A 22,598-nucleotide genomic window follows, 5' to 3' on the forward strand; every position below is an offset into this window, starting at 1 on the left:
CGGATCGGCACAGGTCTTCATGGACGGCGCTGCGACCTGCGCGGACATTCAGGGCCTCGTTCGGGAGGCCCTGAAAGGTCGGGAAGCCGAGGAAGCTCAGGAATAGCCCGGCCGGTGCCGTGCGGACCGCGGTGCGGTGCCCCGGCACAGTGGCGGGAGCGCACTCCGATCGTGCTGCCGCTGTGGCCGGCCGGGCCTCGTGCACGTACGCGTACCGGTGCTGTCCTTCATCCACTTCCTCCGGTACCCGTTGGGGAAGTTCCGCGGACCGGCCCCTTTCCTACCGCGCGGCCGTGACCGTGCGGGACGGCCCTGCCGGCCAATGGCCGGAATTCGTCCGGGAGTGTCCGGGAGTGTCAGGGTCCGTTTTCGGTGCGTGCGTACGGCGCCGGGGGGTGACGGCCGAGGTGTAGTCGGTCGACGCCGCGTAGTCGGCGCCCTTGAGGACCTTTTCCGCGTACTCGGCGACCAGCTCGCGGTTCGCCGCGGTACCCCCCAAGTCGCCGATCAGAGTGGGGCCGTCGGTCTGGGAACGGCCGCTGACGGTCTCCTCGACCACCGGCACCAGCGCGTCCCAGTGCTCGGCGAGCTTGCCGTCCACGACGCGGAAGAGGTCGAAGGCGACCATCGGCGCGGGGCCGATGCCGTGGTAAGTGCCGTGCAGCGCCACCAGGTCTCCGTCGGCGATCGCCCGGGCGCCCTCGTAGCGGAAGTCGGCGGACAGCGAGGAGACCAGTGCGCGCAGCCCCTCGGGCCCGTCGGCGGCCAGCGCGCTGTGCTGCGTGAACGTCGGGGAGACCCAGCGGTCCACCGCGGAGGGGTCCCGGTCGCCGAACAGCTCGCCTACTGCCGTGAGGACCAGATCTTTGTTGTTCATGAGAGGTGCATCCCATAGGGCCGGGGCGGCGGACCCGGTGTCCGCCGACTGCCCCTCCACAGTCGTCGGCAGCGCTCCGGCGCACGAGGTGAATTTCTGACCCGCGATGGGGGAAAGTGGACACCCTCCGGGTGACCTGTGCGCCGTCTCAGGGGCGGGCCGTCCAGTACCGTTTGAGCACCTCCAGCTGGAGTGAGCATTCCAGCGAGGTGACTTCGTCGCTGCCCTCGAAGCCGCCGGTGAGGAAGTCGGCGAGGTGATCCTCGTCGCGGAAGACCCCTCCGTAGGTGAAGACCGAAGCGGCCGCCGTGAGGGCGAGGAAGCGCGTCGCGGGATGGCCCGCGAGGGAGGCGGCGAGGCGCTTCACGGCCCCCGGGCGGCAGCCGATGCTCAGCACCGCCTCGACCGCGTAGCCGATGTCCCGTGGGTCGACCTCGACGCGCGGACGCAGCAGGCCGGATTCGAGCAGGGCCGCGACGGTGCGGCGGGCGCGGGACTCGGTGATGCCGAGGGTGCGGGCGAGGGTGGAGAAGGGCATCCGGGCGTCGTTGCGCAGGACGGCGGCGGTGTCGCGTTCCAGACCGCTCAGCGGTGTGTGCCGCGGGTGGGTGGCGGGCCCGCTCGCGTTCTGCCCTGCGAGGCCAGCGATTTGACTGGACGTCAGGCGCGGCAGGCGCCAGGCCGACGTGCTGGTGAGCCGGCGCAGCATCCACTCGGTCCGCAGGGTGCGCACTCCCGGCACCGCGGGGAGTTCGGTGGTCAGGGCGCGGGTCGTGTCGGCGCGGGTGGGGCCGTGCAGCATGCAGAAGACATCCGCGGCTCCGGACGCGAGCGACACGAAGGGGGTGTCGGCGCGCGCGGCGAGCGCGCGTGCCACCTCGGGTGCCCGCCCGGGTTCGGTGCCGATCCACACGGTGGCGGGGAGTCCTTCGGCCAGCAGCGACCACTCGGTTTCGCAGATCACCCGCATCGCCCCCGCGTCGACGAGCCGGGCGTAGCGGCGGGCGACGGTGCGGGCCGAGCTGTCGAGGACGCGGGCCAGCACGTCGAAGGACGCCCGGGGAGCTGTCTGCAGTGCGGCGATCAAGTCGAGATCGATGTCGTCGATCACGGTGTCCTCCATGGCTCCTGCCGCCTCACTTTCCGTGGCTCTCGCCTTGCCTCTCGTCGACTGTCGACCCTAGCCGAGCGTCCGACGGAATCGGGCATCGAGAGGGGCATTTCGCGCGGGGATGCGGCATCGGTGGCGTGGTTCGCGCCCGATTCCGCCATATCGCCGCCTGAATCCAGCACGTTGCGTGCTAGTGTGCAGGAATTCGGCACACACGGCATGCAGCGTGCAGGAAAACGGCACACCGCCGCGCCCCGAGCCGCCACACCTGCGGCGACCGCGCCCACTGCATCCCGCATCTGCCCCCACCTGCCCGCGAGGAGAGTTCATGAATGCGATCACCCTTGGAGACGTCTCGGTGCTGCGCACGGTGGAGTACGAGGGCACGACCCGGCCGCCGGAGGAGATGTTCGGCGACGTCCCGGGCGAGGTCTGGGAGGCCAACCGGCACTGGCTGGCACCCGATTTCTGGGACGTGGGGACGGGCCTGCTGAGGTCGTCCGTGCAGACCTGGATACTGCGCAGCGCCGGCCGGACGATCCTGATCGACACCGGGGTGGGCGACGCCAAGGAACGCCCCGCCATGCCGGCCTTCCACCGGCTGAACACGGGTTTCCTCACGCGCCTCGCGGCCGCCGGGGTACGGCCCGAGGACGTCGACGTCGTGGTCAACACGCACCTCCATGCCGATCACGTCGGCTGGAACACCCGCCTGGTGGACGAGGAATGGGTGCCGACCTTCCCGCGTGCCCAATACCTCTTCCCACGGGCCGATTACGACTTCTGGAATCCCGCCCACCACCACACCCGCCGTATGGGGGCGGCCAACCAGAACGTCTTCGAGGACAGCGTCGAGCCGGTCGTCCGCGCCGGCCTGGCGACGCTGTGGGAGGACGCGTTCGTGATCGACGAGAATCTGACTCTGGCCCCGGCGCCCGGCCACACCCCGGGCTCCGCCGTCGTGCTCCTCAACTCCGGCCAGGACCGCGCCGCCTTCGTGGGAGACCTGCTGCACAACCCGGTGCAGGTGGTGGAGCCCCTCTGCAACAGCTGCTTCTGCGAGGACCCCGCGGGCGCCCGCGACTCGCGCCTGCGGATCCTCGGCGAGGCGGCTGACACGGGGCGGATCGTCTTCCCGGCCCATCTGCGCGGGGAGCGGCCGGCGATGCGGGTCGAACGGTCCGGCAGCCGGTTCGCCATCAGCTCCTGGACGTCGCTGGAGGCCACGGCATGACCGACGCCCACCGCCCCACCCGCCGGCCGGACGGACCCCGCGGGAGTGCCGCGCGGCGGTGCGACGTACGGCCCGGCCCGGTCGTGCGCACGACCTGCGGGCGGGTCCGCGGCCTGCACCAAGACGGCGCGCACGTGTTCCACTCGATCCCGTACGCCGCCGCACCCGTCGGGGCGGCCCGCTTCGCCGCTCCGGCCCCCGCCCCCGCCTGGCACGGCGTCCGGGACGCCACGCGGCCCGGCCCCACCGCGCCGGCCCCGGTCCGCCGGGGATTCGGCGGCCTGGACCTCGACCCGGTCACCGGACCGCCACCGATACCGGGCGACGCCTACCTCACCGTCACGGTGACCACACCGGACCCGGGCGCGGGCGGGCTGCCCGTGTTGGTCTTCGTGCACGGCGGGGGCCTCCTCTCCGGCACCGGTCAGGCAGCCCTCTACGACGGGGGACCGTTCGCACGCGACGGAGTTGTCCTGGTCACCCTCAACCACCGCCTGGGCATCCCGGGTTGGCTCACCCTGCCGGGTGCCCCGGAGAACCGTGGCCTGCTCGACGTGATCGCCGCGCTGCGCTGGGTGGCGGACAACGCCGCGGCCTTCGGCGGCGATCCGCAGCGTGTGACGGTGGCGGGCCAGTCGGCGGGCGCGATGATCGTGGCCGCCCTGCTGGCCGCTCCCCCGGCCGCCGGTCTCTTCCGCCGGGCCGTCAGTCAGAGCGGCAACGGCCTGTGCGCGGTCCCGGCCGAGCACAGCCTCGCGGTCACGCGCCGGGTGTGTGCGACGCTCGGACTGCCGCCCCGCGCCGAGGCGTTCCACGGTGTGGACGACACCCGGCTGGCCGCCGCCCTGCAGGACCTCCCGCCCGCCGAGCCGGCCCTCTCCGGCCACCTCGACCCGTCCCTGGGCAACAGCCCCTTCAAGCCCGTGATCGACGGCGTCCTGCTGGAACGACAGCCCGCGCTCGCCCTCCGCACGGCCGCTCAGGACGGCACGGGGCCGGTGACGGCACAAGAACTCCTGATAGGCACCAACGCGGACGAGGCCGCTCTCTACACCGTCCCCGGCGGCGCCATCGATGCGATGACCACCCACACGCTGGCCGCCGCCGCGGCACGGCGCTCCGCCCGGCCGGAGGCCCTGCTGGCCCACTACCGCGCCCTCCTCCCCGGCGCCGGTCCGGGCACCTGGGCGACCCGTCTGATGACCGACGTGTACCTCGACGGCAGCCGCGCTCTCGCGGACGCCCACAGCGCCCTCCCGGGCACCCGGACCTTCGCCTACGCCTTCGACTGGCGATCCCCCGCGTTCGACGGCCGGCTCGGCGCCTGCCACTGCGTCGAGCTGCCCTTCGTCTTCGACCGCACGGAACTCCCCGCGCTGCACGGCGCACACGCCCTCCTCGGCCCCGGCCTGCCGGGCCGCGACATCACGGACCTCGCGGCCCGCACGCACGCCGCCTGGGTCGCCTTCGCCACCCACGGCGACCCAGGCTGGCAGCCCTACGACGCCGGCCGGCGGGCCACGATGCACATCGACCACGCCTGGCGCCTGCACCACGCCACCCCCTCCCCCACCACCCCAGGAGAACCGTCATGACCCAGGCATCCTCCCCCGGCCCGGCCGCACGGACCACGGACGTGCCGCCGCCCTCACCCCCGGCCTTCCCGCCCTTCGCCCGCCGGGGCCCCGTCGTTCAGGTCTCGGGGCAGGGCGCGCTCGACCCGGCGACCGGCGCCGTCCTGCACCCCGGAGACGTCGCGGCACAGACGACGTGCGCACTGGAGAACGTCCGCGCCGCACTGGCCGCCGGCGGCGCCGCCCTCACGGACGCCGTCATGCTCCGGGTCTATCTGACGGAACGGCAGCACTACGCGACGATGAACGAGGCCTACGGACGCTTCGTCGACCGCCACTTCGGCACCGGACCACGGCCGTGCCGCACCACCGTCATGGTCGGGCTGCCGCTCGCCAGCATGCTGGTCGAGATCGACGCGCAGGCGGTGGTCGATGGCTGAACGCCGGCTTCCGGCCCGTCGCCGTCAGGAGGACGAAGCCACTGCCGGTGGGGCCATGTGATGCTCCCCTGAGGCGGGCCGTTCCAGGCAGGCATTCCAGGCAACGGCATTTCCGCAGGTCAACACCCCTCCCGGCATTCCGGCGTTCTTGATTGGCCCGGATTCATTGCCGCGCGACCACCCCGCCCCGCAAGCTGTCGGCACAGCCGGGCCGGGGGGAGCAGCACTGCGCACCCCGTACCCGCTTCCGCAGCGGCGACGTTCTCGCCGTAGCGGTCGCCGTAGCGGTCGCGACAGCCGTCGCGATAGCCGTCGCGGTACCGGCCATCCGCAGCGCTGTCCCTCCCGCCCACCACTCCTGCTCAACCGACACGATCCCCACGGGGAGACGCACCACCATGCACCGCATCCGCACCCGTATCCGCCCGCGCCCCGGCCGCCACCGCCCCTCTCCTCGCGGGATCTTCGCTCCGGCCGGCCCGCGGCAAAGGGGGCGGACCGGCCGGCAGCTCGCGCACTCCCGGCCGTGGCGGCGCGCCGGACGGACGGGCGGGCACGGCCGGAGTCGGGGGCTCCAGAAGACGAGGAAACCCATATGCACACCACCGAGGTTCAGACCGAGCCGCTGATACGCGTCGTGGTCCGCGCACCGGACCCGATCTCCCTGGCGGGCGTGACCAGCCAGCTCAGCCGGCACCGGGGGGTGAGGCTGACGGAGAGCGGAGACGACCGTCCGGCCGCGGTGGCCGTAGTGGTCGCCGCGACGAGGGACGACTCCGTGATCCCGCAGTTGCGCCAGCTCGTCCGGATCGACCGGACCCGGGTCGTGCTGGTGGCGGACCGGATCCGGGAGGCCGAGCTGCTCGCCGTCATCGAGTGCGGCGTCGGAGCGATCCTCTGGCGCCACGAGGCCACCCCCCGCCGGCTGTACCAGGCCGTACAGGCCGCCTACCGAGGCGAGGGCGACCTGCCCGCGGATCTGCTCGCCCGGCTGCTCCAACAGGTCGGACAACTGCGGCGCAGCGCCGACGAGCGGCCCCAATCGCCGGCCGGGCTGGCCCCGCGCGAGATCGACGTCATCCGGCTGGTGGCCGAGGGCCTGGACACCGCGGAGATCGCCGGCAAACTCTCGTACTCCGAACGCACCGTCAAAAACGTCCTGCACGGCATGACCACCCGCCTCCAACTGCGCAACCGCGCCCACGCTGTCGCTTATGCGGTGCGGGAGGGCCATATCTGACGGCCTTTCGGCGTCCCGGGTGCGGCGCCCGACTCGGTGCCCGCCAGAGGGGCCCTCGGCCTCAGACCGTCAATTCCGCTTGTGCTGCCGCCGCGGAGAGGGCGTCGTGGCGGATGTACCACTCGGTGGAGAGCATCTGCTCCCGGCCGGGCGCCGGGAGACCCGCGATCAGCCCCGGGGCGGCTCCCCGCGCCACCTCGGTACGGTGAGCCAGCAGGGCGGAGACCTTCTGCTCCAGCCAGGGGCGGACGTCGACGGTCGCGGTGATCCGCTCATCCGGAACGCTGTGCAGTGCCCTGCCGGTAGATGCCAGGTAGCCGCCCCACACCCGCATCGCCGAGTGGGGGTGCGCAGCCAGGTACAGGGCACTGGGCTGCCAGGGCTCACCGGCGTCCGGGGAGAACCGCTCCAGCCCGGCCGCCTGGAAGGCGAGCAGGGTGACCCGGTGCGTGTGCACGTGGTCCGGATGGCCGGTCAGCCCGCCGTAGGCATCATGCGTGACCATGATCTCCGGGCGAAACTCCCGGACATGTGCCACCACTCGCCGCACCGTCTCATCGAGCGGCGCCTCGCAGAACCGCGCCCGGCCCGGGGCCGACTGCGCAGCGCCGGCGTCGCCGTAGCCGAGCATCCTCGGCTTGCCGGCCCCGAGGATCCGCAACGCCTCTGCCAACTCCGCGGCGCGGGGAGTGTCCTGGGCCCAGGTTGCCGTGACCACCGCGGTGCGGGCGCCCGCGGCCGCGTGACGGGCGAGCACGCCGCCCGCCGACAGCGACTCGTCGTCCGGGTGAGCGAAAACCGCGAGCAGGCTCGGCACACGCATACGCGGTCACCTTCCAGTGTGTGGACGTCGGTTCACACGAAGTATCGCGCTGCGGGGCAGCAGGGCGTACTCCTCCTCACGCGCCACCCCGCGAGCATCTACGGGGCAGGGTTCTTCCTGCGGTCCGCGGGCTGACCGTGCACCACCGTGTCAGTCACGCTTGGTGTAGGTCGTGATCGTGACGCCGCTGTCGAAGACCTGGCCCGCGACCATGCGGTAGCGCTGCGGCGAGTAGGCAGAGTCGAAGAGCGGGACACCCGAGCCGATCACGACGGGGTTGATCTTGACGATCAGCTCATCGATCTCGTCCCGGAGCGAGGCGGCGAGCTTGCCACCGCCGCAGAGGTACCGCGGCCCATCAGCACGGTGTCGAACCTCCGGTTCTCGGTCTCGGCAAGTCCCGGGACGAGGTGCCTGTAGGCCGTCGGAACCGTCTCCGGCATCTGCGCCAGCACCCATGCACCGTGGTCTTCCCCCTCGACGAACATCGTGTGCTCGGAGTCGGGGGAGGCGATGAACCCGTCCACCGTCGCGGCGCCCCCTTCCCACGGCCGCCCCCTCCCCCGGCCGGCAGCCCTCCCCGCAGTCACCCCGCCGGCAGTTTCTCCTGGAGCCAGTCGAAGACGACCTCGCAGTGGTGCTGTGGGGCCATCGGGGAGCAGTGGAGTTGGGCGCCGGTGGCGGCGGTGAGCTTTACGTAGTCCTTGGGGGCCGTGAGTTTGTCGTACATCTGGCGTGGCTGGCCCGGATAGAACTGTTCGTCGTCGTAGTCGAGGACCAGGGTGGGCATCTTGATCCGGCTCACGACGTCGGTGATGTCCAGCGACTTGATGAGGGTGGCGGGGGTGTAGAAGTCGGTGAACATCTTGCCCTGGCGGGCCGCGAGCATCGCCGGGACGGAGAAGGGCTCGATGCGCTTCCGCATCGTCGCGGCCGCGGGCTGCGGCAGCTCGGGGACAACTTCCTTGTTCCAGATGGCGTTGGTCTTCTCCTTGTCCGGGGTGAGGATCTTCCGGATCTCCGCGGGAAAGCCCAGCCAGGGCGAGAGCACGCCGGGCATCGCCACCAGCGCGGCGATCCGGGTCTCGAAGGCCGCGGCCCGGGGCGCCAGATCCCCGGCCATGCTCAGGCCGGTCAGGGCGATCTTGCCGGTGTCCACGTCCGAGCGGGCGGAGAGCCAGTCGACGAGCGGGGTGACGACGGTCTCCCAGCGGGGTGTGAACACCACCTGGTTGACGAAGAGCAGCTGGCCCTGGCCGGGCCCGTCGTAGACCAGGGCGTTCCAGCCGCGCTGGAGGGCGGCCGGGACGCCGTAGGTCCACATGTCGACGTTCTGCCCGTCGCTGCCGTTCGTGAGGATCACGGTGGGGCGGCGCTTGCCGGAGTGGTCCGGGCGGAAGAACCAGACGGGCAGCGGGGTCCGCCCGCCGTACGGGACATGGGCGGTGACCGGTGCCGGGTCGCACAGCCGGCAGAACGTGTCCCAGGCGTCGCGCCCCGCCCGGTACAGCTGTTCCTCGCTGCCGGGGGTGTCGGAGCCGAGGACGAAGAACAGGGCCTGGGCGTAATACTGGGCGGCCCGCAGCGCACGGAACCGTGTGGTCTGCGTCCCGGGCTTGCCGTTGGCGGGCGGTGCGCTCAGCTGATCGCCGAGGTTCTTGAAGGTCTCGGTGTAGGTCTGCGCGGAGAGGCCGGCCTTGTTGATCGTGTTCACGGCGGTGAGCACCTCGCCCACCTCGCCGGCGCCGTACCCGGCCGAGCCGAGCGCGAGGAGCCCGTTGAAGTTGAAGCCGGGGTCCTTGAAGAGCGTCATCACACCGGGCGTGGGGTTGCCCATCGCCGCCGAGGCCCACGCCCGGCTCGTGGGACTGGGCTCTGGCGCGGGCGAGGTGCCGGACGCGGTGCACCCGGTGGCCAGCACGGCCCCCGCCCCACCGATGAGCCCGGCAAGCGTGCGGCGGCGGGTGGGGCCTGACAAGGGGTCACCCGATGCGTAGGTCATACCGCCCGAACGTACGAGCCGCGGCCCCGGGCCCCTCGCTCCGACACCCGCCGTTCCCCCGATCGGCACGTCCCGCCGTGCAGGGCGGCAGGGTGCACAGGGCGGACTTCGCGGTGCAGCGCCTAGGTGTATTGATCACGAGCGTTGTTAACGCTGGGCGGCCTCGCGCAGGTGCTTGCCCCGCTTGCCGGTCACCGTTCTGACCGGGACCAGCACCAGCCACCACCACTTCGCGCCCGTGGGCGAGACGAAGGCGAGCGGTACGGCGGCGGCGAAGACCAGCACCGTCGAGGCGAGGTCGGCCACATCGTTGCGGGCGAGGGCGTCGGGCAGTGGCGCGGTCCCCAGCCAGGGGCGTTTCCACAGCACCACGGCCAGGGCGAGCTGCACGGCTCCCATGGCCGCGACGGCGCCGGAGTAGATGGCCACGGACTGCGGCAGGTCCGGGTACTCGGCCAGCAGGGTGGTGGGGAACGGCATCAGTGCGACCAACCCCAGGCTCAGCAGCACGAGTCTGATGACCGTCCCGTCCACGTCCCGCACGGAGTGGAAGAGCTGGTACTGGCCCCGCCAGAACGCCGCGATGACCAGCAGGCTGAGGGCGTACGCCCACACCTTGGGCATCACATCCCTCAGCGCGTGCGCGAAACCGGCGGAGTCCAGCCCGTCGGGGAGGCTGATGTCCAGCGCCAGCAGCGTCATCGCGATGGCGAACACGCCGTCGGACCACGCGAGGAGGCGGGCCGCGCCCTCCTCGTCGTCCCGTACTCTCCGGACCTCGTTCACCACGCCACTCCAGGATCACCTGCCCCGGAATATTCCGATTGGCCCCTTGTACGTGTTGAGCGGCCCGCCCGTTGCCCACGAGGGTGACGGCCTCCCCGTCAGGCGTTCTTCGCCGTTGCCGTGTCGTGGTGCCGGTTGAGCAGGCGGGTGCGGAGGAGGTCGAGCACCTCGTCCAGCGCCGCGCGGGTCGGCTGGCCGGGTGCGTCGATGAGGTGCTCGGTCAGCACGGAGTGCGGTGGCAGGACGGCACCGGGGTGGGCGGCGGAGTCGTCCAGTTCGACGGCGGTGAACGCCGCACCGAGTGCGCGGCGCAGAAAGGCGAAGCGGTCGCCCGGCACCAACCGGTCGCCGCGGAACCGCAGTCCCATGACCTGAAGCCCCTCCCGCTCGCAGCGGCCCCGGACGGCGGCGAGGTCTTCGGCGGAGATGTCGATGACGGCGGCCCGCCGCTTGGTGAGGGCCAGCGGCAGGGACGGCTGGGACAGGACGGGGGCGAGCAGGCGGTCGTCGGCCGCCATGGCCAGGGCGAAGCCGCCGGTCAGACACATGCCGACGGCCCCGACGCCGGGACCCCCGCAGCGCTGGTGCTCGTGCGCGGCCAGGGCCCGCAGCCAGGTCACCACGGGGGAGGTCCGCCCGGTGGCCAGCACGGTGAACTCCCGGCTGACGCACACCTGCCACAGCGACGAGGCCGTGTAGAGCGCGGAGTTCAGCCGGCCGTGGGCTGCGGGGTCGGCATCGCGGCCGGGCGTGCCGAAGAGCACCGGGAGGACCGCGGTGCAGCCGACGGCGGCCACACGCTCCGCGAACTCCAGCACCTTGGGGGTGATCCCCGGTATCTCCGCCATCACGATCACGGCGGGTCCCGTGCCGCGGCGCAGGATGCGGCGGGTGGTGCCGTCATGGGTGAAGGTGCCGCGGTCGAATCCGGTCAGGTCGTGATCTGCCATGGAGTGCCACCGTCCTGGTCGGCTGTGGGGAGGCCGGCCTCATCCATACGGCGCCGTATGGATGAGGCTAGACTTGATCTATACGGCATCGTATAGAAAGAGGCCCGTTGCTCATGAGACTCCCCAGAACTGCGCACACCTCCCGTCCCTGGCGGATTCACGAGATCGCCGGCGACTTCCGTGTCGAGGATGTGTGGGCGCTGCCGACACCGGGCGGCCCCGACGATCTCCCGCGGCTGGTACGCCAGTTGGCGGCCGGTGACGGGGGGCATGCCTCCTCCCCCGTACCGCGCCTGCTCTTCGCCCTCCGCCGGAAGCTCGGGACGCTGTTCGGCTGGGACACCTCCGACGCCGGACTCGGCGCCCGGGTGCGGACGCTACGGGACCGCTTGCCGGCCGACCTCCGCGAGGGTCCGCAGGGTCCCGACCTGAGCGGATCCGCGTTCGTCTCCGTCTACCAGACGCACGACGAGTGGGTGTCCGAGATCGCCAACCGGACCGTGCACGCGGTGCGGCACATCGGGTGGGTGCCGGACGGCGCCGGTGGCCATCGCGGCCAGATGGCCGTCCTGGTGAAGCCGAACGGGCTGTTCGGCCGCGTCTACATGGCAGGCATCAAGCCCTTCCGGTACCTGGGGCTGTACCAGGCGCTGCTGCGCGACATCGGACGGACGTGGCGGACCGGCACAGGCGAGAGGAGCGCGGGCTGACCGGAGCCGGTGGAGGGCACCTCCCCCGCCAACAGCGCTTCGACGGGCGGGTGTTGGCGGAGGTGCGCCCTCCCGGGATCAGGTCAGTGCCGAGGCCAGCAGCGCGGCCGTTTGGGCGATCAGGGGGTTGTCGGCGGCCGCGTCGGGCGCACGTTTCGTCGTCAGGACGGCCATGAGGACCGGTGAACGGCCGGGCGGCCAGGCGAGGCCCGCATCGTGGTTGGTGCCGTACTTCCCGCCCGCCGTCTTGTCCGCGACGGTCCAGTCGGACGGCAGGCCGGCCCGGAATTTCTCACCGCCGGTGGTGGTGGCCAGCATCCACTCGGTGAGCCGCTTGCGGTCGTTGGGGGCCAGCGCGGTGCCGAGGGTGAGGCGCTGATAGGTCTGCCCGATGGCACGGGGGCTGGTGGTGTCGGTGACGCGGGACGGTTCGGCCGAGTTCAGGTCGGGCTCGTAGCGGTCGAGCCGGGTGGTCCGGTCGCCGGTCGAGCGGCAGAACCGGGTGATCGCATGCGGTCCTCCCAGTTCACGGAGCAGGAGGTTGCCGGCCGCGTTGTCGCTGTAGGAGACGGCGGCGGAGCACAGGGCCGCGACCGTCATGCCGTGCGCGAGGTTCTCGGGCTTGCCGGTGATCGGTGTGTAGCCCGCGTCGCTGACGTCCTTCGCGGTGTACCGCAGGCGCTTGGCCAGGAACTCACCGTGGTGATCGAGGTCCCGCAGGACGGCCGCGGCGGCGAGCGTCTTGAACAGTGAGCACAGGGGGAAGCGTTCGTCGGCGCGGTAGAGCACGCTGCGGCCGGTGTCGGTGTCGTGGGCGAACACCCCCAGGCGGGCGGAGTGCCGCCGTTCGAGGTCCGCCAGGCGGCGCGAGAGCTGGTCCGTCCGCGGAGTCGCCGCCTGGGCACCGGCGCCCAGGGGCGTGGCGACGGCCAGTACGGCTCCGGCCCCCAGTGCGAGCACGGTGCGCCGAGAGGTGTTCGATCCTGTGGCCTGCACAGTCATGTCCTCCTGAAATCAAAGTACTTCGGTTCACAAACCTGCCTGAACGGGGTGGCCGGCCGGTGCTTCCCGCAGAACGGTGCGGCGCCGGCGGACTCTTCCGGGGAGCGCCGGTGGACCCCGGCACCTCCACCGGTGGCCCGTCACTGGAGCGCCGCCTTCATCATCGCGGTGGCGACGGGGCCGGCCAGGCTGCTGCCGGAGACCTCCGCGCGCGCCGCGTCGGCCTGCTGGACGATGGAGGCGACGGCGACCTTGTGGCCCTCGGCGTTCTTCGCCCAGGAGACGAACCAGGCATAGGGGGTGCCGCTGTTGTTCACGCCGTTTTGTGCGGTGCCCGTCTTCGCGCCGACCGTGAGCCCCGGGATCTGCGCGCCGGTGCCCGTTCCGGAGTTGACGACGGTTTGCATGGCGGACTGGAGCGAGCGGGCGACGGTGGGGGTGACAGGCTTGCTGTACTGCGTGGGCCGGAAGTCCTGGATGCTGTTGCCGCTGCCGTCGGTCAGCTTGTCGACCATCATCGGCTTCATCAGGGTCCCGTCGTTGGCGATGGCGGCGGCGACCATGGCCATCTGCAGCGGGGTGGCCAGGTCGTCGTACTGCCCGATGCCCGACATGGCTTCGCCGGCCCGGTCCATGCCGGTCGGATAGACGCTCTTCGCGGCGCGCACGGGGATGTCCAGCTTGTCGGTGTTGAAGCCGAACTTCTCCGCCATCTGCTGGATCTTGTCCTGGCCGACGGTGTTGGCGACCTTCCCGAAGACGTTGTTGCAGGAGTACTGGAGAGCCACGCGCAGGGTGGCGTCCTTGCACGGGGCCGAGGGGTCCTCGTTCGGCAGCGAGATGCTGGTGCCGGGCAGCGGGTAGGGGCTGTCCGCGTCCGTGCGGGTGTCGATGTCGGGGTAGGTGCCGGGCGCGTCGGTCAGGGCCGCGGCGGCGACGACGAGCTTGAACGGGGAGCCGGGGGCCAGGGACTGCCGCATGGCGCGGTTGACGTGGGGCTTGTTCGTGTCCTTGGCCAGCTTGTTCCAGGCGGCCTGGTCGGCGGGGGCCGAGCCGGCGAAGGACCCGGGGTCGTAGGAGGGGGTCGAGACCATCGAGAGCACCTTGCCGGTGTCGGGGTCGAGGGCCACCGCGGCGCCGGACTTCCCCTTCAGCGCGGCGTATCCGGCCTTCTGCACCCGGGCGTCGACGGTGGTGCTGACGTCCCCCGCCTTGGGCTGCTTCTTCATGAGGGTGTCCGCGGGCCGGGCCAGGCGGGGGTCGCTGCCGTCCAGGACCTTGCTGTACACGCCCTCCAGTTGGGTGCTCCCGTAGATCTGGGAGGAGAACCCGGTGACCGGTGCGTAGAGCGGCCCGTCGGTGTAGGTGCGTTTGTACGCCAGATTCCCGCCGGTCTTCGCGGAGCCGGTCACCGGGGTGCCGTCGACGAGGATGTTGCCCAGCGGCTGGGCGTAGCGGGCGATGGCCACGCGCGGGTTGTGCGGGTCGGACGCGTAGGTGTCCGCCTGGAAGAACTGGATCCAGGTGGCTCTCCCCATCACGGCGAGGACCAGGACCAGGAAGCAGACCGCGACCCGGCGCAGGGGCTTGTTCATGCCGGCGCGCGGCTTGACCGCCGTGGGCCGGCGCCGGGCTGCGGGCCGCTGCCGTCGCGCGCCACGTCTGCGCCGGGGCCACGGCCGCCGGGGCGGCGAGGGCTGCGCCGTGGCGGGGTCCCCGCGCCGGGGCGAATCGGAAGATGCGGACATGTACCCGAGGACAGCACCGAAGAGCCGTTCATGTCCAAGATGCAGATCATGCACATATTCATTCGCTTTTGATATTCTTGCTGCTCATGGACCTCCTCGGGCATCTCCGCTGCTTTGTGGCTGTTGCTGAAGAGTCACATTTCGGCCGGGCGGCAGCCCGCCTGGGCATGGGCCAGCCGCCGCTGTCGCAGCGCATTCAGCGCCTGGAGCGCGAACTGGGCATCCGGCTCTTCGAGCGCTCCAGCCGGCAGGTGACGATCACCCACGGCGGCACTTTGTTGCTGTCGGAGGCCCGCGAGATCCTCAGCCGCTCCGACACGCTCCTGGCCACCGCGCGGCGGATTCGCGACGGGGAGAGCGGACTGCTGCGCGCCGCACTCCCGCCCGACGTCTCCGGCGAGACCATCGCCGCGCTCCTGGCGGACTTCGGTGAGCGTCAGGCCGGCACGGAGCTGGAGCTGCACGAGCTGACCACCGCCCAGCAGCTCGAACGCTTCGGGGCAGGGCGTCTCGACGTGGGGCTCGTCCACCATCCCTGCGATGTGTCCGGGCTGGAGATCGGCCCGCTGCTGCGGCGCGAACTCGGCGTCCTCCTGCGGCACGACCACCCCGCCGCCCGGCTGACCGACGTGCCGCTGGCCGCCCTGGCCGGCCATGACCTGGTCCTCTTTCCGCGCGGCGACGCCCCCGCGCTGCACGACGAGCTGCTGACCACCTGCGCCCGCAACGGCTACACCCCGCCCGCCGTCCGCCACGGCCGGAGCCCCAGCTTCATCCGCGGCCTGATCCTCTCCTCGCAGGCCGTCTCCTTCAGTCCCTGGGACACCCAGCCCGCGCCGCCGCACCCGCAGCTCATCTGGCGTCATCTGGCCGGCGCCCCGCTGGCCTGGCGGCACTCGGTCGCCTGGCGCCAGGGGCAGCGTGACGCGGCCGTCGACGCCTTCGCCGAAGCGGTCGCCCGGGCCCTGGGGGGCACTGGCACAGTGGGCCCGGACCAGCCCCTGCCCCCTCTCCACCTACGCCCCACAGCGGAGTACTGGCTATGACCCGCACCCAGCAGCAGATCCGAACCGCCTTCGCGGACGCGGCCGTCACGGGCTGGCTGCACGCCTGCGACATCGACACCGGCGCCGAGGTCGGCCTGCACCCCGACCGTCCGGTGGTCACGGCCAGCGTCCACAAGCTCTGTCTGCTCGTCGCCCTCCACCAACGCGCCGCACAGGGCGACTTCGACCTCACCGAGCAGATCGAGGTGCCGCCCACCGGCCGCACCTTCGGGCTCACGGGGCTGGGTGCCATGCTCGATCCCGTGCGGATGTCCCTGCGCGATGCCGCCTATCTGATGATGAGCGTCAGCGACAACATCGCCGCCGATCTCCTCCTGGAACGCGTCGGCCTCGACGCCGTCAACCGCACCACCACACAGCTCGGCCTGTCCCACACCCTGGCCATCCACACCTTCCGTCAGCTCCTCGACACCCTCAAGAAGGACGCCGGGCCCGGCGGCCCCCGGGCGCTGAGCGATCCGCACACCCTCACCCGGCTCACCGCGCTCGACCCCGCCCGCACCAACCGCAGCACCCCGCGGGACATGACCCGGCTGCTGGCCCGCATCTGGCGGGACGAGGCCGGCACCCCCGACCACGGCGCGGCCATCCGCCGGCTCCTCGGCCTCCAGGTCTGGCCGCACCGCCTCGCCTCCGGCTTCCCGTTCGACGATGTGCACGTCGCGGGCAAGACGGGCAGCCTCCCCACCCTGCGCAACGAGGTCGGCGTCGTCGAATACCCCGATGGCGGGCGCTACGCGGTCGCCGTCTTCACCCGGGCCGCCAACACCGCCGCCACCCTCCCCGCGGCCGACGCGGTGATCGGCACCGCCGCCCGCATCGCCGTCGACGCCCTCCGGGCACCGGGCACCGCGCGCCGCCCGAGTACGTAGGGCGCGTCCCGGTGGCCGGGGCACGCCTCCATCTCATCGGGCGGCGGCCGCCCGACCTGACCGCGCCGGTGTGGCGCGCGGTGGCCACTCAACTCGCCACCCTTGCACAGCACTTGGAGGTGCGGGCGCGGGCGGAGCAGTGGCGGTCGCTGGTGCCCGCGCTCCGCGACCGGCCGTCGGATGTGGTCATCGATCACCCGGGGCTGCCGGGGGCGGGTGCGGAAGCCGACCGGGCCGTGCGCGCGCCGGCCGCCCGCGACCATGTCTGGGTCAAGGTCAGCGCGCCGTACCGATCCCCGCGCGGTGCGGCCGCGGGCACGCTCGCCCGCCTGGCCGACGAGGTCGGCACGGCGTGGCTGCTGTGGGGCAGCGACCGGCCCTGGACCCGCCACGAACAGGGGCGCAGCTACCGCGCCTGCCTGGACTGGATCACCGCCCACCTCGACGCGCAGGCCTGCCGGGCGCTCCTCGGCGGCAACGCGGCCCGGCTGTTGCGGTGGACACCCCGGCGCGGCCGGCCGGGATGACGGCCTGCGGACCGCGGTTCCGGCGCGCGGCCGGTGCGCGCCGCCGGTTCATTCGTCGAGGGGCCACAGCGGCTCGATCGGACGGATGCCGCGCACCCAGGAGCGGTGCAGCAGCGGTAGACACGCCTGCACGCGGACCTGGTCCGGGTCGTTCTCCTCCTCCGGCGCGATGGCCCAGTCCATGGCCGGTGCCCGCGCCCCGTCGAGGAACCCGCACAACAGCTCGTTCCAGGCGGAGTACGAGCTGCGCAGCACATAGGCGTCCCGCACCTCCAGATCCAGGACGACGACGCCCGCGGCGAACTGCAGGTCGCTGAGCAGCAGCCGGGCGGTCAGCGCCACCCGGCTGTCCCGGGTGTCCGGTTCGGGCCACGCCCACACCGGTGGCCGGCCCGCGCAGTCGATCCCCCGGCGCCCCATCTCGGCGGCCATCACCCGGTAGGCCGGGCGCCATGACGAGGGCACAAGATCCCAGTCACCGACCAGCCGCCCGGTCCGTTCCAGCACCCCGACGACGTCACGGTGCTGCGCCGTCCACAACCGCATACTCTCTCCCCGCTTTCCTGCGGTCTTCACTCCGGCCTGCCCCGTCACGGCCCTCCCTCCCGGCGGGGGCCGCCGCACGCGGCCGCCCGCCGTCCGGCCGTCATCCGGGCTCCCCCGCCGTGGCCGGCAACCGCTCCGACCGCCGGCGGCGGTCGGAGCCCGCGACGCAGGCGGCCACGGCAGCGCAGACCACGGCGCCGGCCAGACACAGCACGACGGCAGGGTTGATCACCGCGGGCACCAAGTCGATCCGGGGACGGAGGTCCGACACACACCGGGAGACCAGAGGGAACAAGCTGCTCTCCAGCCGGGGATGCGGATACCTGGCGGACGGGTCGGGGGCGTCCGCCGCCCTCTGCACGGGGCACCAGTCGGGGGCGTCGTGGCTGACCACGGCCGCCATGCCCAGCCCGTAGACGAGGACCGCACCGCCCAGGAACCACCCGGCGCCCTCGGCCCAGGCCCCGCCCCGCCGCCTGCGGAACAGCCGCCCGGTCACCACCACGCGGAACACCTTGGCGACCAGCAGGGCGCAGAGGACCGGCACCGACAACAGCGCCGCCACCACCACGAGAGCCATCAGCATCGAGACGAACATGGCACCCCTTCGCGGGGCTCGCTGCCGAGATGCCGTCCGGAAGGGGGGTGGCGGTGGGGGCAGGCGGGACTTCTTGCTTGGTCCACGGGGGTGTTCCTCCTGCGGTGTGGACGACCGGCCGGCCTGGGCAGGCGGTCGGACACCGTGGCTCTGTGCGTCCGTCAGTTGCCCGTTCCCGGAAGGGCATTCGGGCGGCCACCGGGGGCGCGTCGGCACCGGTACCGGCCAGGTCCCCGCTGCGGACGAGGCGCCGGTCGGTGGCGTGAAAACGACACTAGGAGTGCCGCAGGAGGCTGCCATCAGCCTGTTGGCTGATCCTCGTGGCTTCTTGGTGCACCCAGCGAACGATCTCCCGTACGCCTACGGGTGGCAGCGGCTGTCACCGGAGCGAGTCCAGTGGTGGCGCGGCAGGGCTCGCCGGGTGGGGCCGGTGCGTATGCGGCCGCGCCCGTCGCGGGCCACAGTGAGAAGGGTGGCCATCGAACGAAAGGCGGGCGGTCGCATGGGCGGCGACGACGGACTGACGACGTACCACGGCAAACGGCACTTCGACCGCACGGCCGAGCCGCGGGGCGAGCGGGCGGCCGCCGGCGACGCCCCCTGCTTCGTCGTACAGATCCACGAGGCGAGCACCCTGCACTTCGACTTCCGGCTGGAGGTCGACGGGGTGCTGAAATCCTGGTCCGTCCCCAAGGGCCCGTCCGCCGACCCCCACGACAAACGGCTCGCGATGCCGACGGAGGACCATCCGCTGGAGTACCGCACCTTCGAGGGCGTCATCCCGCAGGGCGAATACGGCGGGGGCACCGTCATCGTCTGGGACCAGGGCACCTACCGGCCGCTGCTCCGGCAGAAGAAGGGCCGCACCCTCTCGTTCGCCCAGTCTCTGGAGGACGGCCACGCCTCCTTCTGGCTGGACGGCCGCAAGCTCCGCGGCGGCTACGCCCTCACCCGGTTCCGCGGCGGCAAGGACTCCGGGGAACGGGAGGCCTGGCTGCTGGTGAAGGAGCGGGACGAACGGTCCGGGCGCGGCGGCACCCCCGACCCCTGGCGGGCCCGGTCGGTCCGCAGCGGGCGCACCCTCAAGCGGGTGGCCGCCGAGGAGAGCGCCGAGAGCGCGGAGAGCGCGGAGCCCTGACGGCCGGGCGTCCACAGTCCCCGTCGCCGCGGTGGTGGCCGGCGCGCCGGTCCGCTGCGTTCAGCGCATCTCCAGGCCGAGTTCCTTGTGCAGTACGGCCGCCTGCTCGGGCGTGACGAAAGCGAAGTAGCTGTCGTAGTTGCTGTCTTTGAGGCGCACGAACTGGACCTGGTGGAACCGGCGTCCGTCGTCACCGGGGTCGGGATCGGCGTGGTCGATGAACTCCATGATCGCCAGGTGGTCGAGGTAGTCGTCCGATTGGTGCTCCATCGGCTGGGTCACCAGGACGCCGTTGCGGGCGAACTCCAGGACCTCGCCGTGCTCCTCGTCCGCCCGCAGTCGGACGCCGGTGAAGGTGACCGCGCCGTCGGTGAGCGCCGCGGCCTCCGTCAGAAGGGACGCGTAACTCTCCTCCAGATCGTCGACGTCGTCGCCGTGGGCGGATATCGCCACACCGAACGCCTGGAGGGCGTCGGGTACTTCGTGGGGCGGCAGCTGCACGTGCGCGAAGTCGGCGTACTCCGCGAGGACCCGGTCGGCCTTCTGCCGGGAGACCATGCCCATCCGCTGGAGGAGTGCCCCCACGTGTGCGTACGAGGACGAACGGAACCAGATCAGCACGTCCCGCAGCCTCTCCTCCCGTGCCGTCGGCGCTCCGTCCGCCGCTTCCTGGAGGTACAGCTCACGCAGGCACCCCAGGGGAACCGCCGCGCCCCCGAGCCGCTTGTCCGGCTGATCCACGAACGGCACCCCGGTCCACGCGCTCTCCCGCGACCCCGGACGCCCCGGCCCGGCGTCCGGATCGAAGGGGAGGTACTGCCACACCGCCCCCTTGTTCCGCCGGATCACCTCGCCCATATACCAGCAGGCGCCCTGCACGAACGGCTCGTCCCGCGCGGCGTCGAAGTCCTCCACGGTGGCGAACCGCCGCCGCACCACGGCTTCCAGCCGGTCCAGCGTGTCCGGGTGGAAATTCCACCGCCACGCTCCGTCGAACGCGTCCTGGGCCCAGTCGGGGAGCGCCTCCTCCCGCTCGGCCAGCCACGCCGTCAGCGCCGGATGCTCCGGAAGCGGTGCGCCGGGGTCCACGTGCGGGGTGTGCTCCTTGACCGGCTCCCACTCCGCGGCCGTGTGCCGGCGCGCCGTCACGGCCTGCCGCAGGCGCTCGATCTCCTCGGCGAACGCGGTCCCGGTGCGGACGCGCAGGGCGTACGAGATCAGGAGCATCGGTGCGACGGGCGAGAGTTCCAGCTCCGGGTCCGGCCGGACGACCGGCTGCCCGGGGCGGTCGCCAATCGGCCGGGTGTGCCAGGCCCAGGCGCCGCCCGCGGTGGCGAGCAGGACCTCGCCGAGATAGGCCGTCGCACCGTCCACGCACTCCGTCCGCTTCGCGGGGTCCTGGACGGCGTCGTCGTGCTCCAGCAGGCATGCCTCCAGAGCGTGCAGCGACTCGGGGGTGAAGTCGAAAGGGAAGTCCTCGGGGAGGAGCACCTTCTCCAGGAGCAGCAGTTGATACGGCAGATCGCCGATCCACTTCTCCAGCAGCTGCCGTGGGGAGTGGTCCGGGGGTGTGCGCGGGACGTTCTCCGGCGGTGTTTCAGGGGCCATGCGAGCACTGTAGGCGCACCCACTGACAGCGGCCCTCGCGGCGGCCGGCGAGCAGGGCGTGGGAGGAACTTCCGCTCCAGTAGCCGTAGTTGACGCCCGCTCCCGGGAGTCGCCCATGGGGCACCCCGGCGGCGGGCACGCTCATTCCGGGCTGTCGCCCTGCCGCCCCAGCGCCACCCCCTGCACCCCCGTCAGCTCGGACACCTTCTCGACCAGCAGGTAAGGGGAGGACGGTCCCTCCAGGCGGAGCGTTACCTCGGCCGGGGCGCCGTCCGCGTCCGTGCCGGCCGTCACCTGGACGTTGGTGACCCGGAAACCGCTGCCGGTACATGTCTCCAGCAGCCGCCCGAGCACTCCGTGCCGCGAGAGGTAGCTGATGCGCAGTTCGACGCGGGCGAAGGACGGTCGCGGGGAGGTCAACGCCGTGATCTTGGAGAAGCCGCGGATGACCAGGAAGTGCACGGCCGTCGCGCCGATCGCCAACAACGGCAGTCCGCCTCCGCAGGCCATGCCGATGGCACAGGTCAGCCAGACGGTCGCGGCCGTCGTCAGGCCCCGGACCGCGTCCTTTCTGACGAAGATCAGGCCGCCGCCGATGAAGCCGATGCCCGAGACGACCTGCGCGGCCACCCGGGACGGGTCGAGCACCACACCGTCCGTGCCCAGCACCGATCCGAAGCCATGGATCGACACCTCCATGAACAGCGCGCTGCCCACCCCCACGAGCGTATGGGTCCGCAGTCCTGCGCTCTGCTGCCGGGCCTGGCGTTCCAGACCGATCAGTGAGGACAGCAGCAGGGCCAGGGCCAGCTCGGTGAATTGGCGCAGCCCCTGCCCACCATCGACGTCGAACAACGCGGCGGAGAGGTACGAGAAAGACATATCGGCGATTATCGCTCCGCCGTCCACGGATCCGGAACCCCGCGGTCCGTGGGCAGTGGTTGCCGACGGCGGGGCACGCGGCGGCCACCTGCCGCTCCCTCACCCGCGCCGGCTCTCCTTGCTCACGACGACGACCGGACACGGTGCGTGCCGGGCGAAGCGCCGACTCAGGGAGCTGCGGAGCCCGCCGAGGACTCCGCGCCGCCGGCTGCCCACCACCAGCAACGACGCGCCCCGCGCCGCCTCTTGGAGCACTCCGGACGGCGTGCCGTACGCCACCGTGGCGGCGACCGGCGGGGCGTCATACGCGCTCGCGACCTCGCTGACGGCACCGTCCAGCGTCTCCCCCGCCCATACCTTCATGTCGGTCGCGAGGTGCTGGGGTGCATCGATCCAGCCGATCGAGCCGTACATCAGCGGGTACTCCCAGGCCATCACCGCATTGACCGTGGCGTGTCCCCGCTCCGCCTGGCGTACCGCCCAGTGCAGGGCTTCCTTGGACGATTCCGAGCCGTCGACCCCGACGACGATGCACTCGTTCCCTTCGGTCCTGCTGTTCATGGTCACCTCCGCATCAGGGCGTGCCCGGACGGTTCTCCTGGCATCGCCGGTGTGTCGGCCGTGCTGTCTCTCTCCCCTCCTCGGACGTGCCGCGGTGTCGGCGCACAGGGGCGGTGAGCCATGTGCACCGGAGCCGGAGGGCGCCGCGCGCCGGCCCCATCGGGGACGGAGCGCGGTGCACCCTCACGCCGAGAAACGACGGCCTGAACGTGGCGAGGAGGGCTGCCCGCTTCCTCGCGGGCCCCGGCTGCGCGGTGCACGGTCTCGCCGCTGCTCCGCGCCGCCGCTGTGCTCCTCGTCAC

General features: G+C 72.1%; 23 protein-coding genes. 9 read left to right on the top strand and 14 right to left on the bottom strand.

The annotated features are described in order from the left end of the window. Nucleotides 1-280: 280 nt before the first annotated feature. Nucleotides 281-877, bottom strand: coding sequence for a nuclear transport factor 2 family protein (locus OIU81_RS03680; RefSeq protein WP_329143760.1), 597 nt, complete (start codon nucleotides 875-877; stop codon nucleotides 281-283). Nucleotides 878-1,025: 148 nt separating this feature from the next. Beyond that, nucleotides 1,026-2,000, bottom strand: a complete 975-nt coding sequence (locus OIU81_RS03685; protein ID WP_329143762.1) for an Lrp/AsnC family transcriptional regulator — start codon at nucleotides 1,998-2,000, stop codon at nucleotides 1,026-1,028. A gap of 316 nt (nucleotides 2,001-2,316) precedes the next feature. Between OIU81_RS03685 and OIU81_RS03690 the strand changes: the two genes are divergently transcribed. The 4 genes from OIU81_RS03690 to OIU81_RS03705 all read left to right on the top strand — a co-directional run bounded on the left by OIU81_RS03690 (nucleotide 2,317) and on the right by OIU81_RS03705 (nucleotide 6,476). Beyond that, a complete protein-coding gene (locus OIU81_RS03690) occupies nucleotides 2,317-3,222 on the top strand; it encodes an MBL fold metallo-hydrolase (RefSeq protein WP_329143764.1) in 906 nt (301 codons plus the stop codon). Then, complete coding sequence (locus OIU81_RS03695) at nucleotides 3,219-4,817, top strand: carboxylesterase/lipase family protein (RefSeq protein ID WP_329143766.1); 1,599 nt, start codon at nucleotides 3,219-3,221, stop codon at nucleotides 4,815-4,817. The genes OIU81_RS03690 and OIU81_RS03695 overlap by 4 nt, the downstream gene beginning before the upstream one ends. Beyond that, nucleotides 4,814-5,236 (top strand): RidA family protein, encoded by a 423-nt coding sequence (locus OIU81_RS03700; RefSeq protein ID WP_329143768.1) that lies wholly within the window; start codon nucleotides 4,814-4,816, stop codon nucleotides 5,234-5,236. The genes OIU81_RS03695 and OIU81_RS03700 overlap by 4 nt, the downstream gene beginning before the upstream one ends. A gap of 595 nt (nucleotides 5,237-5,831) precedes the next feature. Further along, nucleotides 5,832-6,476 (top strand): helix-turn-helix transcriptional regulator, encoded by a 645-nt coding sequence (locus OIU81_RS03705; protein ID WP_329143769.1) that lies wholly within the window; start codon nucleotides 5,832-5,834, stop codon nucleotides 6,474-6,476. Between the two features lie 61 nt (nucleotides 6,477-6,537). On the opposite strand, the gene OIU81_RS03710 is transcribed toward OIU81_RS03705, so the two are convergent. The 5 genes from OIU81_RS03710 to OIU81_RS03730 all read right to left on the bottom strand — a co-directional run bounded on the left by OIU81_RS03710 (nucleotide 6,538) and on the right by OIU81_RS03730 (nucleotide 11,037). Next, complete coding sequence (locus tag OIU81_RS03710; protein ID WP_329143770.1) at nucleotides 6,538-7,299, bottom strand: PIG-L family deacetylase; 762 nt, start codon at nucleotides 7,297-7,299, stop codon at nucleotides 6,538-6,540. Nucleotides 7,300-7,589: 290 nt separating this feature from the next. Next, nucleotides 7,590-7,826, bottom strand: coding sequence for a hypothetical protein (locus OIU81_RS03715; RefSeq protein ID WP_329143772.1), 237 nt, complete (start codon nucleotides 7,824-7,826; stop codon nucleotides 7,590-7,592). A 59-nt stretch (nucleotides 7,827-7,885) separates the two neighbouring features. Further along, the gene (locus OIU81_RS03720) at nucleotides 7,886-9,301 is read right to left on the bottom strand and encodes an alpha/beta hydrolase family protein (protein ID WP_329143774.1); all 1,416 of its coding nucleotides are present in this window, start codon (nucleotides 9,299-9,301) and stop codon (nucleotides 7,886-7,888) included. 147 nt (nucleotides 9,302-9,448) lie between these two features. Further along, nucleotides 9,449-10,090: a TMEM175 family protein gene (locus OIU81_RS03725; protein WP_329143776.1), complete on the bottom strand. Its 642-nt coding sequence runs from the start codon at nucleotides 10,088-10,090 to the stop codon at nucleotides 9,449-9,451. Nucleotides 10,091-10,185: 95 nt separating this feature from the next. Continuing rightward, the gene (locus OIU81_RS03730) at nucleotides 10,186-11,037 is read right to left on the bottom strand and encodes a dienelactone hydrolase family protein (protein ID WP_329143778.1); all 852 of its coding nucleotides are present in this window, start codon (nucleotides 11,035-11,037) and stop codon (nucleotides 10,186-10,188) included. A 113-nt stretch (nucleotides 11,038-11,150) separates the two neighbouring features. On the opposite strand from OIU81_RS03730, the gene OIU81_RS03735 reads away from it, so the two are divergent. Continuing rightward, nucleotides 11,151-11,747 carry a DUF2867 domain-containing protein gene (locus tag OIU81_RS03735; protein WP_329143779.1) on the top strand — a complete coding sequence of 199 codons (597 nt, stop codon included), beginning with the start codon at nucleotides 11,151-11,153 and terminating at the stop codon, nucleotides 11,745-11,747. A 78-nt stretch (nucleotides 11,748-11,825) separates the two neighbouring features. Here the strand turns inward: OIU81_RS03735 and bla are convergent, their stop codons facing one another. After that, nucleotides 11,826-12,749 (bottom strand): class A beta-lactamase, encoded by a 924-nt coding sequence (bla, locus tag OIU81_RS03740; RefSeq protein ID WP_329143781.1) that lies wholly within the window; start codon nucleotides 12,747-12,749, stop codon nucleotides 11,826-11,828. A 140-nt stretch (nucleotides 12,750-12,889) separates the two neighbouring features. Further along, complete coding sequence (locus OIU81_RS03745) at nucleotides 12,890-14,344, bottom strand: penicillin-binding transpeptidase domain-containing protein (protein ID WP_329143783.1); 1,455 nt, start codon at nucleotides 14,342-14,344, stop codon at nucleotides 12,890-12,892. A gap of 239 nt (nucleotides 14,345-14,583) precedes the next feature. On the opposite strand from OIU81_RS03745, the gene OIU81_RS03750 reads away from it, so the two are divergent. From OIU81_RS03750 to OIU81_RS03760, 3 genes are read left to right on the top strand one after another with little or no spacing between them, the layout of a single operon-like run. Further along, nucleotides 14,584-15,543 (top strand): LysR family transcriptional regulator, encoded by a 960-nt coding sequence (locus tag OIU81_RS03750; RefSeq protein ID WP_329143785.1) that lies wholly within the window; start codon nucleotides 14,584-14,586, stop codon nucleotides 15,541-15,543. Then, nucleotides 15,540-16,436 (top strand): serine hydrolase, encoded by an 897-nt coding sequence (locus OIU81_RS03755; protein ID WP_329143788.1) that lies wholly within the window; start codon nucleotides 15,540-15,542, stop codon nucleotides 16,434-16,436. Before OIU81_RS03750 ends, OIU81_RS03755 begins: the two co-directional genes overlap by 4 nt. A gap of 11 nt (nucleotides 16,437-16,447) precedes the next feature. Further along, nucleotides 16,448-16,963 carry an amidohydrolase family protein gene (locus OIU81_RS03760; protein ID WP_329143790.1) on the top strand — a complete coding sequence of 172 codons (516 nt, stop codon included), beginning with the start codon at nucleotides 16,448-16,450 and terminating at the stop codon, nucleotides 16,961-16,963. A gap of 48 nt (nucleotides 16,964-17,011) precedes the next feature. Here the strand turns inward: OIU81_RS03760 and OIU81_RS03765 are convergent, their stop codons facing one another. After that, entirely contained in the window at nucleotides 17,012-17,509 is a 498-nt protein-coding gene (locus tag OIU81_RS03765) for a hypothetical protein (protein WP_329143792.1), read from the bottom strand. Nucleotides 17,510-17,609: 100 nt separating this feature from the next. Beyond that, nucleotides 17,610-18,107, bottom strand: a complete 498-nt coding sequence (locus OIU81_RS03770; RefSeq protein WP_329143794.1) for a hypothetical protein — start codon at nucleotides 18,105-18,107, stop codon at nucleotides 17,610-17,612. A gap of 502 nt (nucleotides 18,108-18,609) precedes the next feature. On the opposite strand from OIU81_RS03770, the gene OIU81_RS03775 reads away from it, so the two are divergent. Continuing rightward, nucleotides 18,610-19,245: a DNA polymerase ligase N-terminal domain-containing protein gene (locus tag OIU81_RS03775; RefSeq protein ID WP_329154871.1), complete on the top strand. Its 636-nt coding sequence runs from the start codon at nucleotides 18,610-18,612 to the stop codon at nucleotides 19,243-19,245. Between the two features lie 60 nt (nucleotides 19,246-19,305). On the opposite strand, the gene OIU81_RS03780 is transcribed toward OIU81_RS03775, so the two are convergent. The 3 genes from OIU81_RS03780 to OIU81_RS03790 form a co-directional block, all read right to left on the bottom strand. Continuing rightward, nucleotides 19,306-20,853, bottom strand: a complete 1,548-nt coding sequence (locus OIU81_RS03780) for a hypothetical protein (RefSeq protein ID WP_329143797.1) — start codon at nucleotides 20,851-20,853, stop codon at nucleotides 19,306-19,308. Between the two features lie 141 nt (nucleotides 20,854-20,994). Then, nucleotides 20,995-21,735 carry an MgtC/SapB family protein gene (locus OIU81_RS03785; RefSeq protein WP_329143799.1) on the bottom strand — a complete coding sequence of 247 codons (741 nt, stop codon included), beginning with the start codon at nucleotides 21,733-21,735 and terminating at the stop codon, nucleotides 20,995-20,997. Nucleotides 21,736-21,834: 99 nt separating this feature from the next. Continuing rightward, the gene (locus OIU81_RS03790; RefSeq protein ID WP_329143801.1) at nucleotides 21,835-22,296 is read right to left on the bottom strand and encodes a universal stress protein; all 462 of its coding nucleotides are present in this window, start codon (nucleotides 22,294-22,296) and stop codon (nucleotides 21,835-21,837) included. Nucleotides 22,297-22,598: the final 302 nt, after the last annotated feature.

The organism is Streptomyces sp. NBC_01454 (assembly GCF_036227565.1).
In the GTDB taxonomy this organism is placed as follows: domain Bacteria; phylum Actinomycetota; class Actinomycetes; order Streptomycetales; family Streptomycetaceae; genus Streptomyces.